The sequence below is a fragment of the Paraburkholderia sp. GAS38 genome (assembly GCF_050434965.1).
Lineage (GTDB): Bacteria > Pseudomonadota > Gammaproteobacteria > Burkholderiales > Burkholderiaceae > Paraburkholderia > Paraburkholderia phenazinium_A.
Genome location: NZ_JBNDJO010000002.1, coordinates 455,105 through 480,949 on the forward strand (window position 1 = coordinate 455,105; position 25,845 = coordinate 480,949).

General features: G+C 64.5%; 17 protein-coding genes. 10 read left to right on the plus strand and 7 right to left on the minus strand.

Translation table 11 applies throughout. From position 1 onward, the window contains the following. Positions 1-201 precede the first annotated feature (201 nt). Complete coding sequence (locus P3T42_RS06250) at positions 202-1,026, minus strand: alpha/beta fold hydrolase (RefSeq protein ID WP_429305464.1); 825 nt, start codon at positions 1,024-1,026, stop codon at positions 202-204. 323 nt (positions 1,027-1,349) lie between these two features. On the opposite strand from P3T42_RS06250, the gene P3T42_RS06255 reads away from it, so the two are divergent. From P3T42_RS06255 to P3T42_RS06265, 3 genes are all read left to right on the plus strand, one after another. Next, positions 1,350-2,318: an AraC family transcriptional regulator gene (locus tag P3T42_RS06255; RefSeq protein WP_429305465.1), complete on the plus strand. Its 969-nt coding sequence runs from the start codon at positions 1,350-1,352 to the stop codon at positions 2,316-2,318. 28 nt (positions 2,319-2,346) lie between these two features. Then, the gene (locus P3T42_RS06260) at positions 2,347-3,321 is read left to right on the plus strand and encodes a 2-dehydropantoate 2-reductase (protein WP_074300003.1); all 975 of its coding nucleotides are present in this window, start codon (positions 2,347-2,349) and stop codon (positions 3,319-3,321) included. Positions 3,322-3,540: 219 nt separating this feature from the next. Continuing rightward, positions 3,541-3,702, plus strand: a complete 162-nt coding sequence (locus P3T42_RS06265) for a hypothetical protein (RefSeq protein WP_253190202.1) — start codon at positions 3,541-3,543, stop codon at positions 3,700-3,702. Positions 3,703-3,816: 114 nt separating this feature from the next. Here P3T42_RS06265 and P3T42_RS06270 read toward each other — a convergent pair whose 3' ends face one another. From P3T42_RS06270 to P3T42_RS06290, 5 genes are all read right to left on the minus strand, one after another. Next, positions 3,817-6,084 (minus strand): TonB-dependent receptor, encoded by a 2,268-nt coding sequence (locus P3T42_RS06270; protein WP_429305466.1) that lies wholly within the window; start codon positions 6,082-6,084, stop codon positions 3,817-3,819. Between the two features lie 362 nt (positions 6,085-6,446). After that, the gene (locus P3T42_RS06275) at positions 6,447-7,916 is read right to left on the minus strand and encodes an efflux transporter outer membrane subunit (RefSeq protein WP_429305467.1); all 1,470 of its coding nucleotides are present in this window, start codon (positions 7,914-7,916) and stop codon (positions 6,447-6,449) included. Next, on the minus strand, positions 7,909-9,096 hold the full coding sequence (locus tag P3T42_RS06280) for an efflux RND transporter periplasmic adaptor subunit (RefSeq protein WP_429305468.1): 1,188 nt from the start codon (positions 9,094-9,096) through the stop codon (positions 7,909-7,911). The genes P3T42_RS06275 and P3T42_RS06280 overlap by 8 nt, the downstream gene beginning before the upstream one ends. Continuing rightward, the gene (locus tag P3T42_RS06285) at positions 9,086-12,277 is read right to left on the minus strand and encodes an efflux RND transporter permease subunit (RefSeq protein ID WP_429305469.1); all 3,192 of its coding nucleotides are present in this window, start codon (positions 12,275-12,277) and stop codon (positions 9,086-9,088) included. The genes P3T42_RS06280 and P3T42_RS06285 overlap by 11 nt, the downstream gene beginning before the upstream one ends. A 706-nt stretch (positions 12,278-12,983) precedes the next feature. Beyond that, positions 12,984-14,129 (minus strand): porin, encoded by a 1,146-nt coding sequence (locus tag P3T42_RS06290; protein WP_429305470.1) that lies wholly within the window; start codon positions 14,127-14,129, stop codon positions 12,984-12,986. A gap of 393 nt (positions 14,130-14,522) precedes the next feature. On the opposite strand from P3T42_RS06290, the gene acnA reads away from it, so the two are divergent. The 7 genes from acnA to P3T42_RS06325 all read left to right on the plus strand — a co-directional run bounded on the left by acnA (position 14,523) and on the right by P3T42_RS06325 (position 24,419). Beyond that, the gene (gene acnA / locus P3T42_RS06295; RefSeq protein ID WP_429305471.1) at positions 14,523-17,156 is read left to right on the plus strand and encodes an aconitate hydratase AcnA; all 2,634 of its coding nucleotides are present in this window, start codon (positions 14,523-14,525) and stop codon (positions 17,154-17,156) included. A gap of 29 nt (positions 17,157-17,185) precedes the next feature. Continuing rightward, complete coding sequence (locus tag P3T42_RS06300; RefSeq protein ID WP_429305472.1) at positions 17,186-18,082, plus strand: FCD domain-containing protein; 897 nt, start codon at positions 17,186-17,188, stop codon at positions 18,080-18,082. A 50-nt stretch (positions 18,083-18,132) separates the two neighbouring features. After that, the gene (locus P3T42_RS06305) at positions 18,133-18,867 is read left to right on the plus strand and encodes an ABC transporter substrate-binding protein (protein WP_429305473.1); all 735 of its coding nucleotides are present in this window, start codon (positions 18,133-18,135) and stop codon (positions 18,865-18,867) included. Between the two features lie 274 nt (positions 18,868-19,141). Beyond that, positions 19,142-20,725, plus strand: coding sequence for an ABC transporter substrate-binding protein (locus P3T42_RS06310; RefSeq protein ID WP_429305474.1), 1,584 nt, complete (start codon positions 19,142-19,144; stop codon positions 20,723-20,725). Positions 20,726-20,733: 8 nt separating this feature from the next. Further along, on the plus strand, positions 20,734-21,675 hold the full coding sequence (locus P3T42_RS06315; RefSeq protein ID WP_074299992.1) for an ABC transporter permease: 942 nt from the start codon (positions 20,734-20,736) through the stop codon (positions 21,673-21,675). Next, positions 21,676-22,506, plus strand: coding sequence for an ABC transporter permease (locus P3T42_RS06320; protein ID WP_429305475.1), 831 nt, complete (start codon positions 21,676-21,678; stop codon positions 22,504-22,506). Continuing rightward, a complete protein-coding gene (locus P3T42_RS06325; RefSeq protein ID WP_429305476.1) occupies positions 22,503-24,419 on the plus strand; it encodes a dipeptide ABC transporter ATP-binding protein in 1,917 nt (638 codons plus the stop codon). Before P3T42_RS06320 ends, P3T42_RS06325 begins: the two co-directional genes overlap by 4 nt. Positions 24,420-24,521: 102 nt before the next feature. Here P3T42_RS06325 and P3T42_RS06330 read toward each other — a convergent pair whose 3' ends face one another. Then, positions 24,522-25,721 carry a porin gene (locus P3T42_RS06330; protein ID WP_074299990.1) on the minus strand — a complete coding sequence of 400 codons (1,200 nt, stop codon included), beginning with the start codon at positions 25,719-25,721 and terminating at the stop codon, positions 24,522-24,524. Between the last annotated feature and the right edge of the window lie 124 nt (positions 25,722-25,845).

Sequence of the window (25,845 nt, forward strand, 5' to 3'; positions counted from 1 at the left end):
TGCTGTCCCGGCAGGACTCAATTTCGCCGCGGTTTGAGTGACGCTGCTGATATCGACGCCTTTTGGCACTATCGATCTCTATGAAAATATCTTCGTCCTCCGCCTGTTCCGCCGGAGATTGTGGATGAGATCAACGGCGCGGCGCCGAATTTCTCGCCGAGATAGTCCGGACCGCCCTGCCCGACGAACTCCGGCGAACCGCTATGCCTCGCGGCCAGAGCAGCGTTCGATGAACGCTGCGATCACCCGCGTAACCTCCGCCGGCCTTTCCAGGCTCGGCAGATGAGCGACGCCGGATATTTCGTGGTACGACCCATTCGGGACCGCGGCCGCAAGATAACGGCTTCGGTCCTGGGTGTTGGGAATATCGAGGTCGCCACACATCACCAGCGTGGGCACCGCGATCTCCCCCAAACGAGGGTAGGCGGACTCGGCATCGAGATTCGCCCCGGCCGGCGGCGACCTGAGCGCCACCCGGTTCATGTCGACGAACGTCTCGCGAGCCTCGCCCACGACGCGACCTTCCGGTTCCAGCGGGCCGTCCAGAGACAGACGGGTTCTGATCGCGAGCGCTCGATCGACATCACCGGTCTTTTCGGCTTCCATCAACTGCAGCCGCAGGCGCTCGACTTCCGGCGGGTAGATCGCCTCGGGCGCGCCGGTCACGTTGGGCGCAATGAGGACGAGGGCACGCACACGCGACGGATAGCGAAGAGCCGCGTCGAGCACGATTGCGCCGCCCTGTGAGCATCCAACAAGGATCGCGGGGATACCGTCCGCGGTGGCGTCGATCACCGCCATCAGATCCTCTACGGCAGAAAAGTCCTCCGCTTCGGCGTGGGTCTCGCCAAAGCCGCGCCGGTCGTAGGCGATCGTCTTATGATTGGCGCCGATGCCATCCAGTTGCGCGCGCCACATGCGGCGATCCGCAACGCGCGCATGCAGGAAGACGACCGGGTCGCCGCTACCGGCCACTTCCGCCGCCAGCACGGCGCGGCCCGAATGAATCCGAAACGGGGTGCTCATGGTTCATCCCAAGTGTTCGCGAAACCGTGAAAATTTCGCTTCGAAATGTTGAGCGCCGATGCGCCGGGCATTTCGTTCGCTGCCGCAGTGTTTCCTCTGCTTCGTTCCCGCACCTCATACCGTGCGACGGCATGGCTGAAGTGGCGCATCTTGCCATGAGCGTATCGCCTCGTCCAATTCCGAGGCCGCGCCCATGGTGGCGACGGCCGCTCGGTTAGAATCAAGCTGCTTTGGCGGTCGGCGCCGCAGTGGTTGTGCCTGCAACCGTCTGCGGTCCCGGCTCGCATCCTCACACGACGCAAGAATCTGCTCCGGCGGCTCATATGGATCTGCTCAGTCGAGTCCTTTCCCTCATCCCCGTCAGCGGCCGTCTGGACGTGCGTTGTCATTTCGGCGCGCCGTGGGCGATCGTCCACGACAACGCGGCCGTGCGCGAGATTCCCTACCATGTGCTGCTATCGGGCCAGGCCGTGCTGGAGTATGGCGACGCGCCGGCCGAGCCACTGACGGCAGGCGACATCGTCCTGTTTCCAGCCGGAGGCGCACACCGGATTCACGACGGCAGCGGCCGCTTGCCGGTACCGCCGGTCGAACGGCAAGAGCTCGCGCTAACGATCGCGGAGAACGAAGGCTCGGGCGAGCGTGCCGACATCCTGTGCGGCCGGTTTCTGATCGGCGCGGTGCCTGACAGGCTGCTGCGCGAGCATTTGCCCGGACGCCTCGTCGTGCGCAGCACCGGGAGTACCGGCGACACCTTGAACGGCACCAGCGAAGCTGCGGACGCACCGGCCGGCACGCGGCTCGCGCGGCTGGTGGCGTTGATGCGCGAGGAGTCGGTCGATGAAGGGCCAGGCAGCGAGGCGCTGGTCAGCCATCTGTCGGCCGCATTGTTCGCCTTGACGTTGCGCTTTGCCAGCGGCGGCGCGCAACCGCCGCACGGCTTGCTGGCGCTGGCTGCACGGCCACGGCTGCAGCCCGCGGTCACGGCCATGTTCGAGGCGCCGGAGAAACCGTGGACCCTTGACCAGCTCGCGAGGCTCTGCAATATGTCGCGCGCGACCTTCGTGCGACAGTTCCAGGACGTGATTGGACGCTCCGCAGCCGACATGCTCACCGATATTCGCATGACGCTCGCCGGTCGCAAACTGGTCGAGTCGAAGCTGGGCGTCGCCGAGATTGGCGAAACGGTGGGCTATCAGTCCAACGCGGCATTCCAGCGTATTTTCAAGCGGCTGATCGGCGTGACGCCGTCACGCTACCGAACCCTCGGCGGTCAACTCGAAGCGGTATGAAACGGCCATCGCTTATAAGGATTGAAGCATGAAGATCTGCATTTATGGCGCCGGTTCCATCGGCGGTTGGATGGGGGCGCGGCTTGCCCAGGCAGGCCACGACATCAGCGTGGTGGCGCGAGGCGCGACGCTGTCCGCGCTCAGGGCAAACGGCCTGCAACTCGTGGAGGGCGGCAAGACCCTCGCGGCGCAGGTCGCGGCCAGCGAGAACAGTGCGGAACTGGGCCCTCAGGACATTGTGATCGTCGCTGTGAAGGCGCCGGCCATGACCTCGGTGGCGGCCGGCATCGCCCCGTTGCTGACGCAGGACACCACGGTGATCACGGCGATGAACGGCATCCCGTGGTGGTTCTGCGACGGCCTCGGTGCCGGCTTTGCCGGCAAGCGCCTGACCTCGGTGGACCCGGACGGCGCCATCGCCGCGGCGATTCCCAGTGCGCAGACGGTCGGCTGCGTGGTTCACGCAAGCTGCCTGCAAGACGCGCCGGGTGTGATCCGGCATCACTTCGGCAACGGGCTCATCCTCGGCGAGGCATCGGGCCAGCCGAGCGAGCGCGTCAATCGCCTGGTTCAGACGTTGGCGGCAGCCGGCTTCAACGCAACCGCTTCGGAGCAGATCCAGCGCGACGTCTGGTACAAACTGTGGGGCAACATGACGATGAACCCGATCAGCGCGATCACGGGCGCCACCACCGACAAGATTCTCGGCGACGACCTGGTGCGCGGCTTCGTGACCAGCGCGATGCTGGAAGCGAAGGAGATCGGTGCGCGCTTCGGCATCACCATCGATCAGGCGCCGAGCGACCGGCATCAGGTGACGCTGAAATTAGGCGCGATGAAAACCTCCATGCTGCAGGACGTACAGGCCGGCAAGGCGGTTGAAATCGACGCGCTGGTGGGTGCCGTGCGAGAGCTGGGACAGATGACGCAGGTGCCCACGCCGTTCATCGACGCGTTGCTGGGTTTGAGCCGCTTGCACGCGCGCACCCTGGGTCTCTATTGAGGCTGGGCTGGGCTGGGCCGTGCCGCGCCGCCATGACGCCTGAGCCGGCCGGCGCTCGGCCGTCCGGAATTTCTGGTAAGCAGTCGGCGCTTGAACCGCATATTCGTCCCTTCCGCGCCGGGTCGCGCTGGCTACACTCGCTGCAGATCAATCCGCTACCTGCAGTAGCGACCCACCCGGAAGGAAACCAACGTGATGCGTCTCAGTCGATGCGGTGCAATGTCGTCCAAGGCGGTGCGGCAACTCTTGCTGGTTGCGCTCCTGACCGTCGTATGCGGTCTGCAAGGATGCGCCACCTCGCTCGAAACCCTTGGGCTCGGCGTGGGCCTCGGGGCTCTCGGTGTAGCGGGCGGCGCCGTCTGCATGCTGGCTTGCCATTGAACCGCATGCCGGCATAGCGGGCTGCAACGCGGCACGGCCGGCGCCGTGTCGCGGGCGTCTTGCCGTGGCTTCGCTGCTGGCGTCCGCGACCAGCAGCGAACGCTCCAGCTTTGCTTAGAAGTCCGTACTCACCGAGAACCATGCCGTGCGCGGCGCGCCTTCGGTCAGATACCCGCCGAGCGCCGACGACCAGTACGCACGATTGGCGACGTTCGTCACCATCAGGCGCAGCGTGGTGTCGTGCCGGAACACCTGGGTCTTGTAGCGCGCGCCAAGGTCGAAGCGGGTCCACGAGGCAAGCGGCAAGGTGTTGGCCTCGTCGAGATACTGCTTGCCGGTATAGATTGCGCGCGCCATCAAGGTCACGCCCGGCACCTGGGGCAAGTCGTATTCGAGGTTCGCGTTGAAGGTCCACGCCGGCACGCCGATCGGCCGGTTGCCGTTGTAGGTGCCGCCATCGGTGTTCTGGAGCTGCGCATCGATGTACGAGACGCCGCCGAGTACACGCAATCCCTTGATGGGCTCGCCATACGCCGACAGTTCGACGCCACGGTGCCGCTGGGTGCCGTCGGTGGCGTAGATCATCGTCGTGGCGTCGGTGTAGGCCACCGGCTGCTTGATTTCGTAGACCGCCAGCGCCGCGCCGTAATTCGTGGCGTCGTACTTGATCCCCGCTTCGATCTGCTTGGCGCGGTAGGGCGCCAGTACGGCGCCGGCGTTGAGCGCATCGCTCGGCGCCGTGCCGCCCTCGGTCAGGCTTTCGCTGCGATTGGCGTAGACCGAAAGGTTAGGCAGGATCTTGTAGACGGCGCCGAACACCGGTGTCGTCGCGGACTCGTTGTAGTTGCTGTCCTGAACGCCGGTGCCATACGCGTAGCCGTTCTCGAGGATGTTCTGATGACGCACGCCCGCGGTGAACAGGAAGCGGTTGTCGAAGAAGCCGAGCGTGTCGGAGAGCGCCACGCTGCGCATCAGCGTGCTGCTCACGATGCCCGGCGCCGCGAAGTCGCCGCTCGTGAAATAGGTGGCGGGACGCGGAACCTGTACCGTGTTGTAGAGGCTGGTCGAGAACGAGCTGCCCAGGTCGTAGGCCGCGTCGGCCTGGATCTTGTTGACCAGCGCAGCGAGATTGATCGCATGGCTGACGGGGCCGGTCCACAACTGCCCACGCACGCCGACTTCCGCGGATTGCGCGTCTTCCTTGTACGGCACGCCCATCCGGTACGAAGTGGTTGCGCCGTCGGGGCCGTAGGTGGGTGAGGCGTAGTCGCCGTGTTCGTCGGTGTGACGCACGCCGCCCGATGCGTATACGGTCCAGTTGGGCGCGAAGTCGTATTCGGCGCGCACCATGCCGATGGTGTCTTCCATGTCGGAATACGACCACGACTGGCCGTAGTTATACGAGGCGGACGGCAGCGGCGGAATGATGCTGCTGGTGTCGTAGACCACCGGCCGGCCATCGGTGACGTGCTGCTTCTGATAGATGAAGTCGCCGTACAGGCGCAGTTTGCTGCCGCGATAATCGAGCGACAGCGCGGTTTGCTGCGTGCTGCGATCTTCGTCCTGAATGCTGGTGCTGCCGCCTTCCACGGTCTGATTGACGCGGATGCCGAACTGGTCGTTGTCGCCGAAGCGGCGGCCCACGTCGATGTGCGTGCCGAGCTGGCCGGACGCGCTGCCTTCCACCGTCACGCGCGTGAGCGGCTTGTCGTCGGCGGTCTTGGTTTCCAGATTGATGTTGCCGCCGATCCCGGTGCCGCCTGGCGCCGCGCCGTTTTCGAAGGCGTTGGCGCCCTTGAAGATGTCGACCCGCTCGAGTGCGCCGGTGTCGACGAGCTGGCGCGGCGTCACGCCGTAAAGACCGTTGAGCGCCACGTCGTTCGCGTCCACCTCGAAGCCGCGAATAATATAGTTCTCCGAAAAGTTGCCGAAACCGTATGCGCTGCGGACCGCCGGATCGTTGGCGACCACGTCGGCAAGCGTATGCGCCTGCTGGTCTTCGATCAGTCTGGACGTGTAGCTCGTCATGGAGAACGGCAGGTCGATGATCTTTTGCTTGCCCAGCACACCCACCTGCGCACCCGTTGCAACCTGGCCGCCGGCGTAGGCCGGCGAGAGATCGCCGGGCAGGGCAGTTGCACTGGCGTTGACGGCAATCGTAGGCAATGCGCCTTCTTTAGCCGCCGCGGCCGTGCCACTGGCCGTGCTGGTGTTGGTACTGGTGCCGGTGGCGGCGCCGGCGGGCGTTGGCGAGCCGTCGGCGTAGGCGTTGACGGCGAGGCTGGCGAGCGGCAGGGCGATGAGAGGGAAGGCACGCCGCACGGCGGCGGCAAGAGGAGCGACGCGCTGTCTGGGAAAGCGCGCCAGGCGTGAGCTGGTCATCGTAGTTATGAAATCGGTCAAGGAGGTCTGAAAAACGCGTGAAGCGCCATGCAAAAGCGGCCTTCGGGCGCATCCTCGCTAATCAACCCCGTGAACTGATGACAGCTAACGCCCGTTTGCCCGGACGTGAATCATACCTGTAAATGAGAATTGTTTGCGTTTGAAAATAAATTTTCAATTATTACAACCGACTGCGGCGGCTGGCAGTGTGTGGCCGGCAACCCGATCAAGCCGGACGCAGAAACCGTCCCGCTTGACCGCGTTGCAGGTTAGGGAGGTGCCGTCGTTGTAGCGCGGCCAGCCGGCGCACGATGGGGCGACGCCGCGTCGCCAGCCAGCCACGCGGCGCATTGCGCCCGGTTTCAATTCGCGCTGTGTGCGCCGTTGTTCGCAACCAGCGCCGGCGTGGCCGCCACCAGAGCGAGTTCGTCGCTCGACCAGCCGCCGCCTAGCGCATGCAGAAGCTGCACGTTCGCGCTCAACTGGCGTGTCTGGATGTCGAGCACGCCGCGCTGGGCGTCGAGTTCCACGGTCTGCGCCTGCACCACGTCGAGGTAGCCCACGATGCCTTGCTTGTATTGGCGCAGGGCGAGATCGACCGTGTACTGCGCCGAGGTGGCCGCATCGCGTTGCTCGCCGAGCGCGGTGCCGAGGTACGACAGCAGGGCGAGGTTGTCTTCGACCTGCTGGAACGCGGACAACACCACGCCGCGATAGCGCTCGCCGGCTTCCTCGGTGGCCGCCTTGGCGGCATCGAGTTTCGCGCGACGGTAGCCGCCGTCGAAGACGTACTGCACGAGTTGCGGACCGATTGCCCAGAACGCGTTAGGCGCGCTCACCAGACCGGCGTACGCGGCGCTCTGCACGCCCCCTTGCAGACCGAGCGTGATGTCCGGGAAGTAAGCCGCACGCGCCACGCCGATCTGCGCGTTGGCCTCCGCGACGCGGCGCTCGGCTGCGGCGACATCGGGACGGCGCTGCAAGAGCGTGGAGGGCACCCCGGTGGGAATCGCCGGCAACGCGATGGCGGCAGTCTGTTGCGGCAGACTGAATTCCGAGGCCGACGCACCCACCAGAACGGCGATCGCATGTTCGAGCAGCGCCCGCTGCGCAAGGTTCTGCGACAGTTGCGATTTCGCCGAGGAGAGCTGCGTTTGCGCGCGCGAGACATCGAGGCCGGACACGATGCCGCTGTTGTGCAGCGTCTGCGTCAGCTGCAGCGCTTTTGCGTAGGCCACTTCCGTCTCGCTCAACAGCGCCGTCTGCTGGTCGAGGCCGCGCAACTGGATATAGCTGTCCGCGAGTTCCACCTGCAGGCTCAACTGCACGGAAGCCAGATCGGCCTTGGTCGCCTGCGCCTCGTCCTTGCCGGCCACCACGGAGTCGCGCACGCGGCCCCAGAGGTCGAGGTCGTATTTGACGGAGGCGCCGAGCGTGATGGAGTTGTAGTCGGCCGGTCCGTTGCCGCGCAACGGCGCGGTATTGGACTGGCGCTCGCGCAGCGGCACGGCGCTCGCGCTGATGGTCGGATACAGTCCCGACTCCACCTGCGCGACGAATGCCTGGGCCTCCTGATAATGCGCGTAGGCCGCGCGCAGATCGGTGTTGTGGGCGAGCAGTTGCGTCTCGAGATCGTCGAGCTGGGTGTCGCCGTACATTTTCCACCAGCCGTTGCGGTCGATCTGGTCGGCGGGCTGCGCGCTGGTCCACGGGCCTAGCGTTTTGTATTGCGCGGCGACCGGCGTCGCCGGCACCCGATAGTCCGGTGCGAGCGAGCAGGCGGTGAGTGCGGCGACGCCCGCGAGCAGCGCCGGAAGTCCGTACTTAACCATGTGCCGCTGCCTTCTTGTCGGTCGCCGTCGCAACCTGCACGCGGTCGCCGTCGACGAGCCCGTCGGGCGGGGTATCGATCACGCGATCGGTGGCGGCCAGCCCCGCGCCGATCTCTACCGAGTCGCCGAGGTCGCGGTCGATCTTCACATGCCTGAAATGCACCAGGTCGTTCGCATCCAATGTGGCGACCTGGACGCCGCGGCTATCGAACACGAGCGCGCTGGCCGGCACCCGGATCGCATTGGCCGCGACGGGCAGGGTGAACTTCAGGCTGGCAAAGCCGCCGGGCAGCAGCTTGCCGTCGGCATTGTCGACCAGCAATTGCACGAGCGTCGTACCCGAGCTCGAATTGACCGAATCCGCCGCGGCGACCACGCGCGCGGTGAATTGCTGATCGGGATACTCGGGCACGCTGAGCGTGGCGGTGGTGCCGTCGTGGATCGCCGGCGAGTAGTTCTGCGGCACCTGCACGTAAACGCGCAACTGCTTGACCTCGGACACTTCGAACAGCTCCTGGCCGACGCCGCCGCTGCCCGCGTTCACCAGCGCGCCGACGTCGGTATCGCGGGCCGTCACCACGCCATCGAAGGGCGCCACGATGTGTGCGAAGGCCTTGGTGGCCACCAGACGCTCGACATTGGCCTTCGCCGCTGCCGCAGTCGCGGCGCGCGCGGTGTAGTCGGCGGTGCGTTGGTCGACATCCTGCTGGGCGACGGAATCGCTGCCGCGCAACGCTTCCCAACGTTTTGCGGTGGTCCCCGCCACCAGCGCATTGGCCTCTGCACTCTGCTGATCGGCACGGGCCTGCACCAGTTGCTGGTCGAGCTCGGGCGTGTCGATTTCGGCGAGCACCTGGCCTGCCTTGACGCGCGCGCCGATATCGACGTTCCACGTCTTCAGATAGCCGCTGACCTGCGCGAAAATCGGCGCCCGCGTATAGGCTTCGAGGCGTCCCGGCAGTTGCAGCGACGGACCGCTGGCATCGTGGATGGGCTGGATCAGATTGACGGTCTGCACCGCCTGGGCATCGGTCCAGGTCTTCAGCTTGCGGGCGTCTTCCGCGCGCAGCGTGAGGCCCGCGGCGACGATGCCGAGCACGACCAGCAGGCCGACAATGCCCGCGATCCTGAGCGGACGGCGCGATGGCGGGTTAGCGGGGAAAGTGGATTCAGACGACATGTGCAGGACCTCCCGAGACGGCTGCCGGGGTAGCCGCGCGCCCGGGGCGCGCGTGGACGATACAGAAAATGACGGGGACGAGGAACAGCGAAGCGGTGGTGGCGAACAGCAGGCCGCCGATTACGGCACGGCCGAGCGGCGCGTTCTGCTCACCGCCTTCGCCGAGCGCGAGCGCCATCGGCGCCATGCCGATGATCATCGACAGCGCGGTCATCAGAACCGGACGGAAGCGCGTAAAGCCCGCTTCGAGCGCAGCCTTGAACGGGTCGCCGTGTACGGCGAGACGCTCGCGGCAGAAGCTGACCACCAGAATCGAATTGGCCGTGGCCACCCCCATGCACATGATCGCGCCGGTCAGCGCGGGCACCGAGAGGGTGGTGTGAGTGGCGAACAGCATCCAGACAATGCCCGCCAACGCCGCCGGCAAGGCCGTCACGATCACGAACGGATCGGCCCACGACTGGAAGTTGACCACGATCAAAAGATAGATCAGCACCACGGCGCCAAGCAGTCCGAACAACATGCCGGAGAAGGCGCTGTTCATGGTCTGCACCTGACCCAGCAGCGCGACGGTCGAGCCCTTGGGCAACGCGTGGGCGTTCTCGTGGACGATGCGCTGGATATCGGAGGCCACAGCACCGAGATCGCGGTCCTGGGTGGTCGCGAAGATCTCGACCATCGGCTGGATGTTGTACTGGCTGACCACCTCGTTGGTGCTGGTGCGCTCCACCGTCGCAAGGCCGCCGAGGATCTGCGCGGCGCCGCCGCCGCTTGCGGTGATCGGCAGGTTTTGCAGCGCCGGGAGCGAATCGAGGCTGTATTGCGGCGTCTGCATCACGATCGGATACGACACGCCGTTCGCGTTGTTCAGCCAGAACGTGGGCGCCACCTGGCTCGAGCCCGCGAGATTGACCACCATGCTGTTGGTGACGTCGCGCTCGGTGATGCCCACCAGTTGCGCGCGGGTCCGGTCGACGTCGACATTGAAGGTGGGATTGGCATGCGACTGCGCGATCCGCGCATCGACCACGCCCGGCACATCGCGCACCTCGCGCAGGATACGGTCGGCGTAGACGTAGTTGGCGTCGAGGTTGTTGCCGCGGATCTGCAGGTCGATTGGCGCGGGCGAACCGAAGTTCAGGATCTGGCTGATGATGTCGGCGGGCGGGAACGAGAACGTCACGCCGGGGAATTCGCGCGGCAGGCGTTCACGCATCTCGCGCACATACTCGGCGGTCGGATGATGACCCTCGTTCAGCGCAATCTGGATGTCGCCGTCCTGCGAGCCGACCGTGCCGGTGTTGTTGTACGCGGTGTTGATGCCGCTCACCGGCAGGCCCATGTTGTCGACCACGGTACCCAGTTCGTCCGGCGGAATGATTTCGCGGATCGCCCCTTCCACATTCGCAAAGATCTGCGCGGTCTTCTCGACCCGAACCCCAACCGGCGCGCGCACGTGCATCAGGATCTGGCCGGCATCGACCGCAGGAAAGAAGTTGCGGCCCAGGAACGGCACCAGCGCGAACGAAATGAGGACGAAGCTGAGGAAGCCGATCACGAACGGCCGCCGGTGCGTCAGCGCCAGTTCGAGCAAACCGTGGTATCCCGCGCGCACTTTTTCGAAGCGCGCTTCGAAGCCGCGCTGGAAACGCCCAAGCGGGCCCGGGCTTTTCGACTCGTGCTCATGATCGCCGGGTACGTGCTGTTTCAGCAGGTACTTGGCCATGGTCGGCACGAGGGTTCTCGACAGGATGAACGACGAGATCATCGCGAAGATCACCGCTTCGGCCATCGGCACGAACAGGAAGCGCGCGACGCCGTTCAGGAAGAACATCGGCACGAACACGATGCAGATACACAGCAGCGAAACGAAGGCCGGTGTGACGATCTGCGCGGCGCCGTCGAGAATTGCCGTCTCCACCTCCTTGCCGTGCTCGAGGTGCCAGTTGATGTTTTCGATCGTGACCGTTGCGTCGTCAACCAGAATCCCCACCGCCAGCGCGAGGCCGCCGAGCGTCATGATGTTCAGCGTCTCGCCGAGCGCGGACAGCGTGGCAATGGAGCCGAGAATGGCGAGCGGGATCGAGGTGGCGATGATGATGGTCGAGCGCCAGCTACCGAGGAACAGCAGGATCATCAGGCTCGTCAGCACGGCTGCGATCACGCCTTCACGCGCCACGCCGGTGATGGCCGCGCGCACGAACAGCGACTGGTCGCCAATCGGATCGATCTGCAGATTGTCGGGCCACGAGGCTTTCGCCGCGGCGATCTGATCCTTGATGCCGGAGATGATCCCGAGCGTGGAGACCGAACCGTTCTTCAGCACCGACATCAGCACCGAACGCTTGCCGTTCACGTGCACGATATTGGTCTGCGGCGGACTGCCGTCGCGCACGTTGGCAATGTCGCGGATATAGACGGTGGTGCCGTTGGCCGCCTTGATCGGCAGATCGCCGAGCGCCTTGATCTGAGACGGGGCGTCGTTCAGTTGCAGCGTGTATTCGTAGTCGCCGATCTTTTCCGTGCCCACCGGCGTGATCAGGTTCTGGCCGGCGAGCGCGTTGGCGACGTCCTGGGCGGACAGGCCGCGCGCCTGCATGGCGACCGGGTCCACGTCGATCTGTACCTGGCGTGTCTTGCCGCCGAACGGGTAGGGAATCGCCGCGCCGGCGACGGTTACCAGAACCGGACGGACCGCATTCAAGCCCAGGTCGCCGAGATTCTGTTCGGTCAGCCCCTTGCCGGATAGCGCCAACTGGATGATCGGCACCGTCGACGCGTTGTAGTTCAGGATCAGCGGCGGGGTCGTGCCGGGCGGCAACTGCCGCAACTGGGTTTGCGCAACTGCCGTCACCTGGGCGTTCGCCGTGCTGATGTTCACGCCAGGCTGGAAGAAGATCTTGATGATCCCGAAGCCCGCGACAGATTCCGCCTCGATATGCTCAACGTCGTTGACGGTGGTGGTGAGCGTGCGTTCGAACGGCGAGGTGATGCGGCCGACCATCTGGTCCGGCGGCAGACCGGTGTATTGCCACACCACGCTGATCACCGGAATCCTGATATCCGGGAAAATGTCGGTAGGCGTCTTCATCGCGGACAACGGCCCGATGATGAGGATGAAGATCGCCAGCACGACGAAAGTATAGGGACGCCGGAGGGCGATACGGACTAGGCCGAGCATGTGGTTTCCAGGGCTTGGAGGAAGACGTCGTTGCGCTGGTGCAGGCGTGGAGCGCGTCCGTAGCCTGAGCCAAGGCAAAATGTACACAAAGCCTGGAATTGCTGCTGACGGGAAAATAAAGTCCCGCGTACGGCAAGGTCTTCACCAGGCTTTCAAAGCATGCAGATGGTCAGCGCCGATTAGCGGCGAGATCACGGCGACGCAGCGTAACGGGCCATACCGCGCCTTAAAAGAGACCTTTCGCACAATACTGTTGTGTGAAAAACAGGGGGATTTAAAACGGCAACCGGATGAGCGCGATAAAAGCGGATTGGCTTGCGAAACGCTTGTCATGGTGCGGACATTCGTTTCGCTTTACGCATGACAATCTACCGCGAAACGAGGGTTATCGCAGAGCGCTTAAGTATCTAGAATCAGCGCGTCGCTCTTCAGGAATTCATTGGCCGCCAATGGACGGCCGCCCCTGGTCGCGACGACATGACACTGCATGCAGTGCGCCCCGGACGCGAGAGGTCCAGGGTGTGCGATGCAGTGCTGCCGCAAGGCAGATGTCTCCGAGAAGCATTTTTTGCCCGCCCATCGAGGCGGGCGTTTTTCTTGGCAGAACCAGGTGTTTGCAAGCTCCATGAAAAATGCCGCCCGGCTTTTGACCGGACGGCATGTCCTTGCTCGCAGCATTCGATAACGCTGCGCTGCAGGGATGCGCTTAGAACGTGTGACGGATACCGGCGGTCACGGCGACCTGGCTGTTAGTGGCCGATGCCGCCGACAGGCCGTTGATCATCGCGCCGATCGAAGCGCCATCTTCGGTCACGTGCTGATATTCGCCTTGCAGATAGACTTCAGTGCGCTTGGACAGCAGATACGCGGCCTGAAGATTGACCTGATTCCACTTCGGGTTGGCGCCATCGAGACTGGCGTCGGTGTACGTATAGGCGCCGGCCAGGCTGATGGCCGGAGTGATGAAGTAATGCCCGTTCACTTCATAGTTGTTGAAGCGGGCGCTGCCGCCATCCAGCGCAATACCGCCGCTGACGCCGGCCTGACTCGCGGAAATCCCGAAGGCCTGGTTCAGCAGGGTCTGCGTAAACACGAAGCCTGCCGTGGCCGGGCCGAACACATATTTGACACCGGCGCCCCAGGTGCGCTGGCGTCCCGCGAAGAAGGTGGCGTCGCCGTCGAGTGCGCCGTTGGTGTTCGTGACGGCCACCGAGGTGACGTCGCTGTTCAGTTGCAGGTAGCCGGCCGCAACGGTCAGGCCGCTGTAGTTATACGAGGCGCCGAAGCTATACGCGCGGTTGTTCGCAAAGGCGCCCGCTTCGTTCGAGAAGCCATACAACGCGCCGAACTTGAAACCGTTGTAGTTGGCGCTCTGGAACTTGACCGAGTTGTCGACGCGGAAATCGTTGTCGAGGTTGTCGTTGTCGAACGGATGCGCGAAGAACGTGCCGCCGTATTGCGTACCGGTCAGCGCCAGCGGACCGAGATAATCGACCACGCTGTCGTACTGGCGGCCCAACGTCACCGCGCCATACTGGTCGCCGGACAGGCCGACAAACGCCTGGCGGCCGAACAGACGGCTGTCCTGACGCAGTGCGCCGTTGGTGACGTTAAAGCCGTTTTCCAGGGTGAAGATGGCGTTCAGACCACCGCCCAGGTCCTCCGATCCACGCAGACCCCAGCGGCTCGTATTGATCGCGCCGTCGGTTTCCTGCCAGTTGCTGTGGCCCGCCTGGTTGCTGGTGTAGGTAATGCCCGCGTCGATCAAGCCATACAGCGTCACGCTGCTTTGGGCGTGCGCAGCACTAGCAAAAGCGCCCGTCAGGGCAGCTAACATTACGGTCTTTTTCATGTCTTTGCTCCGGGAACAATGGTGCATTGTTTATAGGTAGAGCCCTCGTTGGAACAACGGTTTTCAGGGCACGTGCAGTGTAAATAGACGCCTGAGAAGCGAATCCGCGATTTTTCGCAATACTGATTTTGTGGGTCAGAAACGATGCGTGCGGAGCACACGGCAAAGCCTTGATGGAGAAGCAAGCGGTGGCATGCGCAGGGCGCGCGTGGGCATGCGGACGAGGTCCTTGACCGCTGCGTGTGGCCGGATTGTGACGTCGAATGATGCGCAAAAACAACGCGAAGCCATACGCAACCATGCGTGCGTTCTTCTGACGATTCGTCGTGCACGGCCTGCTTCAGGGATTTCGTGTATATTGCATTTTGACGATTAAAAGTGCAAAGTAACACGATGGAAAATCTCTCGACCTTTCCCCTGGCTCCCGAGGCCCGCTTGAGTATCGGTGGCGCGTCCTACCGGTTTGTGGATCTGCCGGCGCTGTTCGGCGCGCAACTGCGGTCTCTGCCTGTCGTGTTGCGGCTGCTGCTCGAGAACGTGATCCGCAACACTGAGGGGAGCGAGCGGGACAGTGCCGTGCAGGCCATCTTTGCGTGGCTCGCGCACGGCACGAGCGAGGCGGAGATCGCCTTTCATCCGGGCCGGGTGCTGATGCACGACACCACCAGTACGCCGGCGCTCGTCGATGTGGCCGCCATGCGCGACGCGCTGGCGGAAGCGGGTGTCGATCCGGCTGCGCTGAATCCGGTCCTGCCGGTGGACGTATCCGTCGACCATTCGCTCGCAGTCGAGCACTTCGCCCGCGCGGATGCGGCAACGCACAACCTGCAGCTCGAACTGCGCCGCAACGAGGAGCGCTACCGCTTTCTGCGCTGGGCGTCGCGAGCGCTCACGGGCGTGCGGATTCATCCTCCCGGCACGGGCATCATGCACACCATCAACCTCGAACAACTCGCGAGCGTCGTGTCGACCGAAAGCCGGGACGGCGACAGGTGGGCGGTGCCCGATACGCTGATTGGAACCGACAGCCATACGCCCATGATCAACGGCATCGGCGTACTCGGTTGGGGCGTGGGCGGACTCGAAGCGCAGACGGTGATGTTCGGCCTGCCCGTCATGCAGCGCATACCCGACGTAGTGGGCGTGCGCTTGACCGGCGCCCTTTCGGCGGGAACATGTGCCACCGATCTGGCCTTGACGGTGACGCAACGCCTGCGTCAGATCGGCGTCTCGGGAGAGTTCGTCGAGTTCTTCGGACCCGGCGTCGCGAGCCTGAGTGCGGGCGAGCGAGCGGTGGTCGCCAACATGGCGCCGGAATACGGCGCAACAACGGGCTACTTCCCGGTCGACGAACACACCCTGGCCTATCTTCACGCGACGCATCGCGAGGCGGCCGCGATCAAGCTTGTCGAGACATACACGAAAAGCACCGGCCTATGGTTCGACCCGGAGGCAGAGCCGCGCTACACACGCGTGCTCGACATCGATCTGGCTGCGATCGGCATGCACGTCGCCGGGCCGCGCCGGCCGCAAGACCTGCTGAGCTATGCCGACACCGCAACGGCACTCGCCGCGCTCGCTTTCACGCCGGCACATGGGCCCGCTGCGATGCCGAAGCATCCAGTCGCAATTGCGGCCATTACGAGTTGCACGAATACGTCGGATCCCGCGCTCCTGATCGCAGCGGGTCTCGTGGCGCGCAAGGCGCACCGCCTTGGGCTGAAGACGCCGGCCTGGGTCAAGACCTCGCTCGCGCCCGGTTCGCCCGCCGCAGCCGCGTATCTGGAGCGGGCCGGGCTGATCGAAGATCTGGCGGCGCTTGGTTTCGACATCGTCGGTTACGGGTGCACGACCTGCATCGGTAACTCGGGTCCGCTGACCGAACCCATTCAGAATGCGCTTGCCGCAGGCTCGATTCATCCGGTCGCCGTGTTGTCCGGCAACCGCAATTTTGCCGGACGCATTCATCCCGACCTCGATCTCGGCTTCATCATGTCACCGCCGCTGGTGATCGCCTTCGCGCTCGCGGGTAACGCGCAAGTGGACCTGAGCCGCGAACCGGTGCAAATTGCGGCGGACGGCACGCCGGTCCATCTGCGGGATTTGTGGCCGAGCCGCGCGGAGATTTCAGCAGTCCTCACCATCGCAGCGGAGCCGGACGACTATCCGCGTGCATTCGCGCTCGCCAGTCGGAATCCGGGCTGGCATGGTTTGATTGCACCGGATAGCCAGCGCTTTCCGTGGGACCCGAAGTCGACTGCCTTGCGCCGGCCGCCGTTCGCTGCCGTCACGGAGGCGAGCCAGCTTGGCTGTTACCGGGCCTACCCGCTGCTGGTGCTGGGAGACGACATCACCACGGACCATATCTCGCCCGCGAGTGCGATTCCGCGAGACAGCCTGGTGGCCGATTATCTGGTGGAGCGCGGCGACGACCGCAACGACCTGAACGTGTTTGCGTCCCGGCGCGGCAACTGGGAAGTGATGGTACGAGCAGCGTTCCACAGCAAAACGCTGGTCAATCTGCTGAAGCCCGACGTGCCGGTCGCCCACACGCTGCACGTGCCGAGTGGGGACGTGCTGCCGATTTTCGCAGCGGCCGAACGCTACCGGCAGCAGGGCGAGGCCCTCGTGCTGATCGCGGGCGAACGCTACGGCACGGGTTCCTCGCGCGACTGGGCGGCCAAAGGGCAACGTCTGCTTGGCATTCGCGCGGTGCTGGCGGTCAGCTTCGAACGCATTCACCGCTCCAACCTGATCGGCATGGGGATTCTGCCGCTGCGCCTGCCGCCGGGCGTCAATCCGGCGACCTTGATGATCCAGCCGGGCGATACGGTTGAAGTGGATGCGCAAGCCGACGCGCTCGCACCGCGCTGTGCGGTGGCGATTCGCGTTCGGCGCAGCAGTGGCAGAATCGAAGCATTCGAAGCCAGCGCCGCCATCGAAACGCAACTGGAGGTGCAGTTGTTGCGCGCCGGCGGCGTGATTCCTTCCATCCTGCGCAACACGATCGCCAGGCAAGCCCGTTGATGCCACGGTCTCCTAACGACCTCACGCTCATGAACCACGATAGATCCATTGCGAGCAAGATTGTCGAATTGATCCAGGCGGACGGCATGGAGGTGGGCAGTCATCTGCCCGCCCAGATGCTGGCCGACCGGCTGCGCGTGTCGCGCTCGCCGGTCAACGAAGCGCTCTCGCTTCTGCACGAAAAGGGCGTACTGAGCCGCGAGCGCAACCGCGGCTTTTTTCTGGCCCGGCCGGTCGAAGCCCCGCTTTCGGATGTGGTCGACGCATTGGGCCTCGCGCAAGCCGACGTAGTGACGAGCGTCTACTTCCGGATCGCGGACGATCTGCTCAAGGGCGCCCTGCCGCAGGCATTTTCAGAGCAGATGGTCCGCACGCGCTACGGCCTGACCAACGCGCAACTGGCCGCCGTACTCGGCCGCATTGCCCAGGAGGGCTGGGCCGAACGCAAGCCGGGCTATGGCTGGGAATTCTCGACCATGCTGACCACACCCGACAGTCTGCTGCAATCGTATCGCCTGCGGCTCGCGCTGGAGCCGGCGGCGTTGCTGGAACCGGGCTTTCGTCTCGAGCCCAGCGTGCTCGCGCGCTGCCGCGCGGCGGAGCAGCACCTGCTCGATGGCGGCATTCAGACCGATACGGCTGATCAGTTGCACGAGCGCGGCGTGCGGTTTCACGAGTCGCTGGTCGAAGCCTCCGGCAACCCGTTTTTTATCGACACGATCAAACGGGTGAACCGCGTCCGCCGTTTACTCTCGTACCGCTCCATGCAGGATCGGCAACGCTATACGAAGCATTGCAAGCAGCATCTCCAGATCCTGAACCTGCTCGAGAAAGAGCGCAACGAAGAGGCCGCCGAAGCCTTGCGCGCCCACCTGAAACATACGCTCGATGCGCTTTCGCGGATCGCCGGCATCCTTAAATCCTAGCTTGAACCACAACGGCGGCGCATCCCATGGCGCGGCCTGGAGACTCGACGATGACCCTCACGCCTTCCATTCGCGCTGCCTTTACGCCCACCGGCAAGCTCAGGGCGTCGATCAACCTCGGCAATCCGATCCTCGCGAACAAGGACGCCGCCACGGGGCAGCCGTTCGGCGTCTCGATCGACCTCGCCAACGAATTCGGCCGGCAACTGGGCGCCGACGTGGAACTGGTCGTGTTCGACACCGCGGGTAAATCGGTGGAGGCGGTCGCGGACGAGCGGGCCGACATCGGCTTCTTCGCCATCGACCCCGCGCGCGGCGCGAGCATTGCGTTCACCGCGCCCTATGTGCTGATCGAAGGCTACTACCTGGTGCGCAACGCCTCCGCGATTCGCCGCAACGCGGAGGTCGACACGGCGGCTCACCGCGTCGCGGTGGGCAAGGACAGCGCCTACGACCTGTTTCTCACGCGCGAACTGCGCCACGCGCACATCGTGCGTGCGCCCAGTTCGCCCGCCGTCGTGCAGACCTTCCTCGCAGAGGGGCTGGAGGTGGCGGCCGGCGTGAAGCAGCAGCTCGAGGCGGACGCCGCGCTTCACCCCGGTTTGCGTCTGCTGGACGAGCGCTTCATGGTGATTCAGCAGGCCATGGGGACGCCCCGCAGCCGGGGCGAGGCCGCCGCGCAGTATTTGCGGGAGTTTGTCGAGGAGAGGAAGTCGTCGGGGTTCGTCGCGGCGGCGCTGGCTCGCCACGCCATTCAAGGGGCGCTGGTGGCGCCTGCGGGGTGAGCGCCAGGGGGCAGGTAAGCGGTGGGCGATCTAAAAAGCAGATCACGATATTTTGTCGTGACTTCCTTGGCCGGCGTGGCTTGCTTAGGATCGCTCCGAGAGGTCGATATTCCGAAACTCCAACAGATCGATACCCCAAGCACGGAGACCCGATGTTCCCGCCCCAGCCTTTAACGCGAACGTGTGCGCCGAATACGCCGCCGCTCAGCCTCGACCTCATGCCAGTCCACTCAGGGCGGATCTTCGCGGAGTACCGTTTGTGATCGATCGCGGGATGCGTTTCTGCCGTTGTCTGCTCCAGAGCGCCGCGTTAGGGATGGCGTGTGCCGCGGCGTCTGCCGCCTTTGCGTCTGCGTCGTCCATTGAACCTGCGTCGGGCCAGGCGGCGGCACACGAGATCCGCGTGGCCGAGGGCGAGGACACACCCACCTCGATGCCCGGCAACGTGGCGCGCAACACCGCCACGGACAACATTCTCGGCAATGTCGTCGAATCGCTGGTCGCGCTGCGCGCCGATCTGAGCGTGGGACCGATGCTCGCGGACAGTTGGGACATTACGGCGGACGGCAAGACCTACACGTTTCATCTGCGCCATGGCGTGCTGTTTCATAACGGCGCGCCCGTGACCTCCGCCGAAGTCAAATGGAGCTTCCAGTATCTGATGAAGCGCAGTTCGGGCTTCGAGTGCCGCAGCGTGTTCGACGGCAATCGCGGCGTGAAGGTGCTGGCCGTGCGCACGCCCGATCCGTACACGGTCGTATTCGAACTGGACCGTCCGTACGCGCTTTTTCTCAAACAGATGGTCGATCCGCGCTGCCCGCTGGCGGTGCTGCATCCGTCCAGCGTGGACAGCGCGGGCCAATGGCTGAAGCCGGTGGCCACCGGTCCGTTTGTATTCGCCGACTGGAAGCGCGGCCAGTACGTGCTGCTCAAGCCGTTCCCGCAATACCGCCCGCGTACCGAGCCGCCGAGCGGCCTCGCCGGCGCCAAGGTGGCACACGCGGACGTGCGCTTCGTGGTGATCCCCGACGAAGCCGCGCAGAAATCCGCGCTGGCGGCCGGCCAGATCGACGCCATGACGATCAGCGAAAACAGTCTGCTGCCGCCCGATCCGCGCTGGCATCTGGTCGACGGTCCGAGCGCCGATCCGGCCGTGCTGCTGATGCAAACCCGCGACCCGTTGCTCTCGGACGTGCACATGCGTCGCGCGATTGCTCTCGCGCTCGATCTGCCCGGCATCGTCAACGCGGTGACGGATGGTCACGCGCGCTACAACCCGTCGCTCGTGCCCGATGCCAACGAACTGTTCTCGCCCGTCGACGCAAGCGGCTATACGCAGAACCTGCCCGAGGTGAAGCGTCTGCTCGCGCAGGCCGGTTATCACGGTCAGACGCTGAAGCTCGAAACCAGTCGCCGCTTCGAGCATATGTACACGCTGGCGGTCTACGTGCAATCGCTCCTGACGAAGGCCGGCATTCGCACGGAACTGGACATCGTCGAATGGGGCAAGCAGGTGAGCGATTTCCGCGCGGGGCGCTTTCAGATGATGTCGTTCGGCTATTCGGCGCGGATCGACCCTGCGCTGATGTTCGGCGACGTACTCGGCGACAAGTCGAAAACGCCGATGGCGCAGTGGGAGAACCCGGCTGCACTCGACCTGCTGCACAGCCTGCAGGGCGTGACCGACGACGCGACCCGCAAGCACACCTTCGAGCGCCTGCATCAGATGATGCTCGCCGACACGCCGCTGCTCGGCATGTACTACACGCCCGATCTGCTTCTGGTCAGCAGCCGGCTGCACGGTCTGACGTCGTGGCCGATGCGCCGCATCCGCCTGTTTAACGTGAGCAAGGACTAGAGAACGCGATGCTTTCCTACATGATCAAACGCATCGCGATGGCGGTGCCGACTGTGCTGATCGTGACCCTGCTCGTCTTCGGCATGATGCGCGCGATTCCGGGCGACCCGGCCTCGTTGATGCTCGGCGACGTCAACGATCCGGCGCTGCTCGCGCAACTGCGTCATCAGTTCGGGCTCGATCGTTCGGTACCCGAACAGTTCGTGCTGTGGGTGACGCATCTGGCGCATGGCGACCTCGGCATGTCGATCGCGCGTCATCAACCGGTGGCGGAGCTGATCCGCACTACGTTCCCGGTCACCGCCGAAATCGTGCTGTCGGCGACGCTGTTCGCAAGCCTGATCGCGATTCCGGCGGGTCTGTTTGCGGCGTGGTCGCAGAATCGTCGCGCCGATCCGGCGATTGTGTTTACCAGCATCCTGCTGGTCTCGCTGCCGAGCTTCTGGGTCGGCATTCTGCTGATGTGGGTCTTCGGCGTGAAGCTGCAATGGTTGCCGACCTTCGGCTTCGAAACCTTCAGCGAGGCCGGATGGGGCACCGTGCGCTATCTGGTGCTGCCGGTGCTTGCGGTCGCGCTCGGTGAGATCGCCGTGCTCACGCGCATGATGCGCGCGAGCAGTCTCGAGGTGCTGCGGCTCGAATACATTTCGCACGCCCGCGCGAAAGGACTCTCGGAGCCGCGCGTGTTGCTGCGCCATGCGCTGCCGAATGCTTTCGGTCCGGCGTTGACCGTGGTCGGCCTGATCCTCGGGCACCTGCTGGCCGGCGGCGCTGTCATCGAAACGGTGTTTACGCTGCCCGGCATGGGGCGCCTGCTGGTCGAGAGCATCTATGCGCGCGACTATCCGGTGGTGCAGGCCTGCCTGCTGGTGATTGCGCTGCTGTACGTCCTCGTCAATCTCGTCGTCGACCTGCTGTATCCGGTCTTCGATCCGCGCATGAAACTCTAGATGAAACTGCTTTCCTTCAAACGGCTCAATCTGAAGCTCGGCATCGTGCTGGTCGGCTTGCTGGTGGCGACGGCCATGATCGGCCTCGTCTATACACCCTATGACCCGACCGACGTCGATCTGGTGACGCGCTACGCGGCGCCGAGCCTCCAGCATTGGCTCGGCACCGACGAGTTCGGACGCGATGTGCTGTCGCGCATCATGGCCGGCGCGTCGGTGAGTCTGACCGTAAGCATCGGCTCGGTGTTTTTTGCGCTTGCGCTCGGTACCGCACTGGGTACGGTGTCGGGTTATATCGGCGGCTGGCTGGACCGTGTGGTGCTCGTGCTGGTCGATGCCCTGATGGCCTTTCCGGGTTTGCTGCTGGCGCTCGGCATCATGACCGTGCTCGGCCCGTCGAAGTGGTCCGTGGTGCTGGCGCTGGGTCTCGCGTACACGCCGTCGGTGACGCGGCTCGCGCGCGGCGGCACGCTGTCGCTGCGCAGCCGCGATTTTGTCGTCGCCTCGCAGGCGATGGGCAATGGTGGCGTGTGGACGCTGTTCCGGCATGTGCTGCCGAACAGTCTCGCGCCGCTGCTGATTTTCTCGACCTCGCTGTTCGGCTCCGCGCTGCTCGCCGAAAGCGCGCTGAGCTTTCTCGGGCTCGGCGTGCCGCCGCCCGCGCCGACCTGGGGCGGCATGCTCGCCGATAGCCGCAACGCCATCGACCGCGCCATCTGGCTGGCGATTTTCCCCGGCATGTCGATTTCCCTCGCGCTGCTCGGCATCAACATGCTCGGCGATGCGGTGCGCGATCTGCTCGATCCGCGCATGAACGGAGGGGCCAAATGATGACGCGTCACTCTGTGATTGTGACTTCCTCTGCGAGTGCTCAGGCGCATACGTCTGGTCCAGCCGTTAGTCAAACTAAACAACCGCTGCTGAGCGTGCGCGACCTGACGCTCGGATTCCGCACGCCCGATGGCGGCGCAAAGCCGGTCGTGCAACGGGTCAGCTTCGACCTCGATGCGGGACAGTCGCTGGCGGTGGTGGGCGAATCGGGCAGCGGCAAGACCCTGATCGGCAAAACGCTGCTCGGCTTGCTGCCGGATGCGGCGCAGATCATGGGCGGCAGCGTGAGTTTTGCGGGCCAGCCGTTGCTCGAACAGACGCCGGCCCAGTGGCGGACCACGCGGGGTATCGGCATCGGCATGGTGTTTCAGGAACCGATGGTGTCGCTGAATCCGGCGTTCCGGATCGGCGAGCAGTTGACCGAAGCGCTCGTGCGCCGCCGCGGCGTGCCGCGCGCGCAAGCCTGGGCGCAGGCCGTTGCGATGCTCGAACGGGTGCGCGTGCGCGATCCGCAGGGCTGCATGAAGCGCTATCCGCATGAGTTTTCGGGCGGGATGCGTCAACGCATCATGCTCGCGGCCGTTATGCTGTTGCGGCCCAAACTGTTGATCGCCGACGAACCGACTACTGCGCTCGACTGCGTGGTCCAGAAGGAAGTGCTCGATCTGATGACGGAGCTCACTCGCGAAGAGGGCACCGCGCTGATCTTTATCAGCCACAATCTCGCGCTGGTGGCCGCGTACACAGAGCAGGTGCTGGTGATGCGTGCGGGTGTGGCCGTCGAAACCGGTCCCGCCGCGCAGGTGCTGTCGCGGCCGTCGCATGACTACACGCTGGCGTTGCTCGACGCCTTGCCGCGGCGCTTGCCTGCCGTGTCGCCTGAAGCGCCTGAAGCGTCCGACGCATCGGCTGCATCCGCTGCGCCGCTTCCTGCGCCTGTTCTCGAAGTGCGTGACGTCGTCATCGACTATCAGGCCGCGCGCAGCGGCATGGCGGCCTGGTTTGGCGGCAAGCGCAGCGTGCGCGCGGTGCATCGCACCTCGTTCAGCTTGCGGGCCGGCGAGACGCTGGCGATTGTCGGCGAGTCGGGTAGCGGCAAGACGAGTCTGACGAAGGTCGTGCTCGGCCTCGTCGAGCCCGCCGAGGGCGATGTGCTGCTCAACGGCGAGCGCTTTCTCGGTACCGGTGCGAAGCAGTTGCAGGCTGCGCGCCGTGCGATCCAGATCGTCTTCCAGGATCCGTATTCGTCGCTCGATCCGCGCATGCGGGTCGGCGCGCTGGTGGCCGAAGGACTGCGCGCGGACCGCGCGCTGAGTGCCGCGCAACGTACCGAGCGGGTGAGCACCGCACTGGCCGACGTCGGGCTGGCCGATCACGCGCGGCGCTTCGTCCACGAGTTGTCCGGCGGTCAGCGCCAGCGCGTGGCCATTGCGAGAGCGTTGGCAAGCCGCCCGGCCGTGATCATCGCCGACGAACCCGTGTCGGCGCTCGACGTGACGGTCCAGAAGCAGGTGCTCGACATGCTGGTGTCGTTGCAGGCGCGCTACGGTTTCGCCTGTCTGCTGATTTCGCATGACCTCGGCGTGGTCGAGCAGATCGCGGACCGGGTGCTGGTGATGCTGCGCGGACATGTGGTGGAGGAGGGCACACGTGACGCCGTCTTCGACGATCCGTGCCACCCGTATACACGTCGTTTGCTGCAGGCGGTCCCGGAGTTGCGCGGCAATCGTGTGGACGGCTTCAAGGTGCTGTCGCGCGAAGTGCCTGCGCAACGATTGGGCGATGCGGCGTATTTCAATCCGGACCATGCCCAGCAGGATGCGCAGCAAGGCGGGCAACCGGCGGTGCCGCATCTGGCCGAGGTGGTTCAAGGTGCGGCGGGGCATCGCGTTGCCTTGCAGGCCGGAGCCTGAGGGCGGCGTTTCAGTTTACGTTTCTGTGTACCGGCAGTAGGCAGAAGCAATAAAAAAGGTGCCGCGCGGCACCTTTTTGACATCGTCTGAACAGAGAAACGGTCAGAACCTATGCCGGATCCCGACTACGACTGCGGTCTGCACATCGGTCGACGAGTTCGACAGATTGGCGATCGCCGCCACCGCCGGCTTGCCGGTCGAGTCTTCGCCGCTTGCGTGTTCGTAGATGCCGACCAGATACAGGTCGGTGCGTTTCGAGAGGAAGTAGTTGGCGCCGAGGTTGACCTGGTTGTACGTCGCACCGGAGATGCTGCCGACCGAGTCGCCGCGCGTGTACGTATAAGCCACGCCAAGCTGCAGTGCTGGCGTGACCAGGTACGCGAAGTTCAGTTCGCCGATATTGAAGGACGCGGTGCCGGTCAGATGTTTCGGGTTCAGGCCGGCGCCGGCTTCGCTGCCGAGGTTCTGGAAGGCCACGTTGCTATAGACGCCGCCGATCGTCGCATTGCCGATCCGGTAAGCGGCGCCTGCCGAGATCACCTGCCACGCGCCGGCCGAGGCGAAGCCGCTGTACACCGGGCTCGACATGTTGAGGGCGCTGGTCGAAGTCGATGTATTGGCGTTAGGGTTGGTGCCGAACACCGAGTAGTTCGGGTCTTTGGCTTTTTCATAGGCTACGCCGAGACTCAGCGTGCCGTTGTGGTAACCGGCGCCCAGGCCGTACAACTGGTCTTCGGTGAAGTCACCGGCTTTGCCGCCGAGGCTGTAGATGCCGCCGAAGGTAAAGCCGCCGTAGTTCTGGCTCGCGTACTTGATCGAATTGTTGATGCGGTCGGAGTTGTCGAGGTTGTCCATGTCGCCGGGGTGCGCGCCGTAAATGCTGCCCCATTCCGTGGCGGTCACGAGTTCTTCGGCGTTGGCCGATTCGAAGCTGCCCACGTAGTCGCCGAGGGTGTCGTATTGACGGCCGAGGGTGACGGTACCATAGGGACTCGCGAGGCCCACATAGGCTTTACGTCCGAACAGGTCGCCGCCCTGGCCCAGCGTGCCGTTGTTGATGGCAAAGCCGCCTTCGAGCCGGAAGATGGCACTGAGGCCGCCGCCGAGGTCCTCCACGCCGCGAAAGCCCCAGCGATCGCCCTGCAGGTTGCCGGAAGCAAGCGAGTACTGCGAGGCACCTTTGGAGTTCGAGTTGAACGCTAAACCCGTATCGAGCAGGCCGTAAAGCGTCACGCTGCTCTGCGCGTGCGCGACGCTCGAGAAGGCGCAGAGCGCGGCAATCATGGGTATGGTCTTTTTCATCGTAGTTATCCTCGGCAGAGCCGGATGCAATTGATATGAATTGAAGCGAGCTGCAGTGAAGCAGGACCTGCGCGTGAGGCACGGGTTGCGTCAAATCCTATGTGGTCATTTTTTGTCTCGGAAG